The sequence below is a fragment of the Trinickia sp. genome (genome assembly GCF_057351765.1).
In genome coordinates this window covers 1-4,011 of sequence record NZ_JBMRBK010000068.1, presented here as the reverse complement: position 1 = coordinate 4,011, position 4,011 = coordinate 1, and the positions used below count along the sequence as shown (strand labels likewise).

General features: G+C 66.3%; 5 protein-coding genes. 3 read left to right on the top strand and 2 right to left on the bottom strand.

Annotation, left to right across the window (positions count from 1 at the left end; translation table 11 throughout):
- From ACO1XS_RS18295 to ACO1XS_RS18285, 3 genes are all read left to right on the top strand, one after another.
- Positions 1 to 373, top strand: a 373-nt coding sequence (locus tag ACO1XS_RS18295; RefSeq protein WP_486391346.1) for a carbohydrate ABC transporter permease, incomplete at its 5' end; no start/stop codon positions are given.
- Positions 370 to 1,113 (top strand): HAD family hydrolase, encoded by a 744-nt coding sequence (locus ACO1XS_RS18290; protein WP_331568094.1) that lies wholly within the window; start codon positions 370 to 372, stop codon positions 1,111 to 1,113. The genes ACO1XS_RS18295 and ACO1XS_RS18290, both read left to right, overlap by 4 nt.
- Positions 1,101 to 2,222 (top strand): ABC transporter ATP-binding protein, encoded by a 1,122-nt coding sequence (locus ACO1XS_RS18285; RefSeq protein ID WP_440560481.1) that lies wholly within the window; start codon positions 1,101 to 1,103, stop codon positions 2,220 to 2,222. Before ACO1XS_RS18290 ends, ACO1XS_RS18285 begins: the two co-directional genes overlap by 13 nt.
- Positions 2,223 to 2,260: 38 nt before the next feature.
- Here the strand turns inward: ACO1XS_RS18285 and ACO1XS_RS18280 are convergent, their stop codons facing one another.
- A complete protein-coding gene (locus ACO1XS_RS18280; protein ID WP_331568092.1) occupies positions 2,261 to 3,241 on the bottom strand; it encodes a sugar-binding transcriptional regulator in 981 nt (326 codons plus the stop codon).
- A gap of 40 nt (positions 3,242 to 3,281) precedes the next feature.
- A partial coding sequence (locus ACO1XS_RS18275; RefSeq protein ID WP_486391345.1) for an FGGY-family carbohydrate kinase occupies positions 3,282 to 4,011 on the bottom strand: 730 nt, incomplete at its 5' end.

Sequence of the window (4,011 nt, the reverse complement as noted above, 5' to 3'; positions counted from 1 at the left end):
TATCGCGGTCTGGATGGCGTTCACGTACTTCAACGAAATTCCGCGCGACATTCTCGAAGCAGGCCGCATCGACGGCGCGTCGACCTGGCAGGAAATCGTCTATCTGCTCACGCCGATGGCGCTGCCGGGGCTCGCGTCCACCGCGCTGTTGCTCGTCATCCTCTCGTGGAACGAGGCGTTCTGGAGTATCAATCTGTCGAGTTCGCATGCGGCGCCGCTGACTGTGTTCATCGCATCGTACTCGAGCCCGGAGGGGCTCTTCTGGGCAAAGCTGTCGGCTGCATCGCTGCTGGCCGTCGCGCCGATTCTGCTCGTCGGCTGGGTCTCGCAAAAGCAGCTCGTTCGCGGCTTGACGTTTGGAGCGGTGAAATGACGGGATCGATCCCTGCTCGCCCCGACCGGCTGCTGATTTGCGATTGCGACGGGGTGCTCATCGACAGCGAAGCGGTCGCGGCACAGATGCTGATCGCCGAGCTCAGTGCGCGATGGCCCGATGTCGACGTGGAGCCCGTCGTGATGCCGCTGCTGGGGCTGCGTATCGAGCGCGTGCTCGGCGACAGTGCGGCCGAGCTCGGCAAGACGTTGCGCGGCGAAGAAATCGAAGCGATCAGGCGCAGTGTCGAAGCCGCGGCGCGCGACGCGCCCGTGGTCGCGGGCGTCGAAGCGGCGCTCGACGCTGTTTCGCTGACGAAGGCTTGCGCGAGCAACAGCTACACGGGCTACGTTGAGGCTGTGCTGGCGCGCACCGGGCTCGCGCGCTTTTTCGGCGACAGGCTTTTTTGCGCCGATCGCGTCGCGCGGCCGAAGCCTGCACCCGATGTCTACCTTGCCGCGGCGGATCGTTTGGGCGTGCCGCCGCAGGCATGTCTCGTCATCGAGGACAGCGTGGCCGGGGTCGCGGCCGCGAGTGCCGCGGGTATGACGGCGCTCGGCTTCATCGGCGGCGGGCACGCGACTCATCAACACTTCGATGCGCTCACGGCCGCGGGCGCACGACACGTATTCGACGACATGCGCCGCCTGCCGGCGCTCGTCGACCGATGGCTCGACTCGGGCGACGCGTTCGCGCGGGCATCGACCGATATGAAAGGAGACGAATCATGGCAAGCGTGACCCTGCGCGGCATTGCGAAGCGCTACGACGAGAACGAAGTACTGCGCAATGTGAATCTCGATATCGCCGATGGCGAGTTCGTCGTGTTCGTCGGCCCGAGCGGTTGCGGGAAATCGACGCTGCTCAGGATGATCGCGGGCCTCGAGGACATCAGCGGCGGCGAGCTGACCATCGACGGCGCGCGCATGAACGAAGTGCCGCCCGCCAAGCGCGGCATCGCCATGGTGTTCCAGTCGTACGCGCTTTATCCGCATATGTCGCTCTACGACAACATGGCGTTCGGCCTCAAACTCGCGGGCACGAAGAAGGCCGAGATCGAAGAGGCCGTGCGCAATGCCGCCAAGATCCTCCATATCGATCACCTGCTCGACCGCAAACCGAAGCAGCTGTCGGGCGGCCAGCGCCAGCGCGTGGCGATCGGGCGCGCGATTACGCGCAAGCCCAAGGTGTTTCTGTTCGACGAGCCGCTGTCGAACCTCGATGCGGCGCTGCGCGTGAAAATGCGGCTCGAGTTCGCGCGGCTGCACGACGATTTGAAGACCACGATGATCTACGTGACGCACGATCAGGTCGAAGCGATGACGCTGGCCGACAAGATCGTCGTGATGTCCGCCGGCAACGTCGAACAGGTCGGCAGCCCGAACCGTCTTTACCACGCGCCTGCGAACCGCTTCGTGGCGGGTTTCATCGGTTCGCCGAAGATGAATTTCCTTGCAGGCGTCGTTCAGAGCTCAGGGGCCGACGGCGTGCTCGTGCGCTACGAAACAGGCGAGATGCAACAAGTGGCCGTGGAGCCGCGCGGCGTACGCGAGGGCGAGCCGGTCACGGTCGGCGTTCGCCCCGAGCACTTGCACGTACGCGCCGCGGGTGGTAGCGAGTTCGGTGTGGCAGCGACGGTGACCGCGGTCGAGTCGCTTGGCGATGCCGCCTATCTTTACGCGGACTCTCCGGTGGCGCCCGACGGACTGATCGCGCGCATTCCCCCGCTCGAGCGGCATGAGCGGGGCGAGGCGCTGAGGCTCGGCGCGGACCCGGAGCACTGCCATCTGTTCGATCAAGAGGGCCGCGCGTTCGATCGCAAGATCGTCGAGGTACTGTCGGCGGCGTGAGCCGCGGGGGCGGGGCGCCAAAGGCGATCGATGTCGCTCTAGCGCCCCGACACGTGCCGCGTCTCGCCAGCACTCTCGCCGAGCGCCACGCGCGCGCACGCTTCATCGGTCACCAGCCCCGAGAGCCAGCCGCCTTTGAGCGCGGCCAGCACCGCGCGATGCTTGCGCGGGCCGCCCGCAAAACCGATCGTCGGGCGTTTGGGCGGCGCATCGAGCTGCAGGCTCGTCACGCGCCGCCCTGTCGACGATTCGACGCGCGCGCCTGCGTCATTGATCGGCAGCCCTAACATTTCAGCCCTGGCGCCGAGGCGCGTGAGTTCTTGCACTTCGTCCGCGGTGATGAAGCCGTCGACATGAAGCGGGCATTGCGGCCCGATGTCGCCGATGCCGACGAATGCCACGTCCGCTTGCGCGGACAGCCCTTCGACGATGCGATAAAGACGGTGGTTGCACCACTGCGCCCGCTCGGCTTCACTATCGGCAAGCAGCGGCGCCGGCAGCAGAAAGTGCTTGCCGCCCGTCTTCTCCGAGATATGCAGCGCGACGTCGTAACGGTTCGACGATCCGTCTTGCGCGATCGCACCGACCATCGAGACGAGCCGATGCTGCGGCCGCTCGATCTGCGCGAGTTGATCGACGGCAGCCTTGAGCGTACGGCCGCTGCTGACGGCGACGATCATCGGCTTTTCTTCGCTCAGATAGCGTTCCATGACCTGCGCGCCCGCGACGGCAAGCTTGCGGCCGATGGCTTCGGGGCTGTCGTCGTCGACGGGTGCGATTTCGCACATCGACAAGCCGTATCGCTCCGACAGGCGCGCGGCCAGCGCGAGGCAATCGGCCAAGCGATGCTCGACGCGCACACGAATCAGATTCTTTTCGACAGCGAATGCCACGAGCCGCTGCGCAACGGGGCGCGAGACTTGCAACTTCTCGGCGATCTCGTTTTGCGTATCGCCGGCTACGTAGTAGAGCCAGGCCGCGCGGGTTGCAAGTTCGAGCTTGTCGTTGGATTTGGACACGGATGCGATGCCGGTAGGACTGAGAAACGTTTTGGGCCGCTTACATGCAGGCGACTTGCCGATGTGCCGGATCGAACAGCGGCCGCACGTGACGATAGAGCGCCCGGTACGAATCGAGCCGCCTGCGCAATCGAGCATGCCGCTCGGCGTTCGGCGCGAACTCCGCGACGATGGGCGGCTTGGCCAATGCCTGCGCCGGGTCGCCGCCCGCCGCCAGCCATCCGAGCCGCGCCGCGCCGAGCGCCGCGCCGGTTTCTCCGCCGCCATGCTGGCGTGTCGGAGTCGATAACGCATCGGCGAGCAACTGCGCCCAGTAGGCGCTGCGCGCACCGCCGCCCAGCAGCGAGAGCGCGTTGGGCTTGGTCCCGGCGGCAGCCAAGGCGTCGAGCCCGTCGGCCAGCGCGAGCGTCACGCCTTCGAGCACGGCGTAGCCGAGCAGTGCGCGATCGGTCGCATGCGTCATGCCGAAGAAAACGCCTTGCGCGAAAGGATCGTTGTGGGGCGTGCGCTCGCCCGACAGATAGGGCAGAAAAATCGGCGCATCGGCGAGCGTCTCCGGCGGCAGCGCGGCAGCCTCGGCGACGAGCGTCGGCTCGTCCGTGCCGGTCAGCTTGCAGACCCAGCGCAAACAGCTCGCCGCGGACAGCACCACACTCATCTGATGCCAGCGGTCGGGAATGGCATGGCAAAACGCATGAACGGCCGAGGCCGGATTCGGCAGGAACCGATCTCCGACGACGCATAGCACCCCGGACGTACCGAGCGAGACG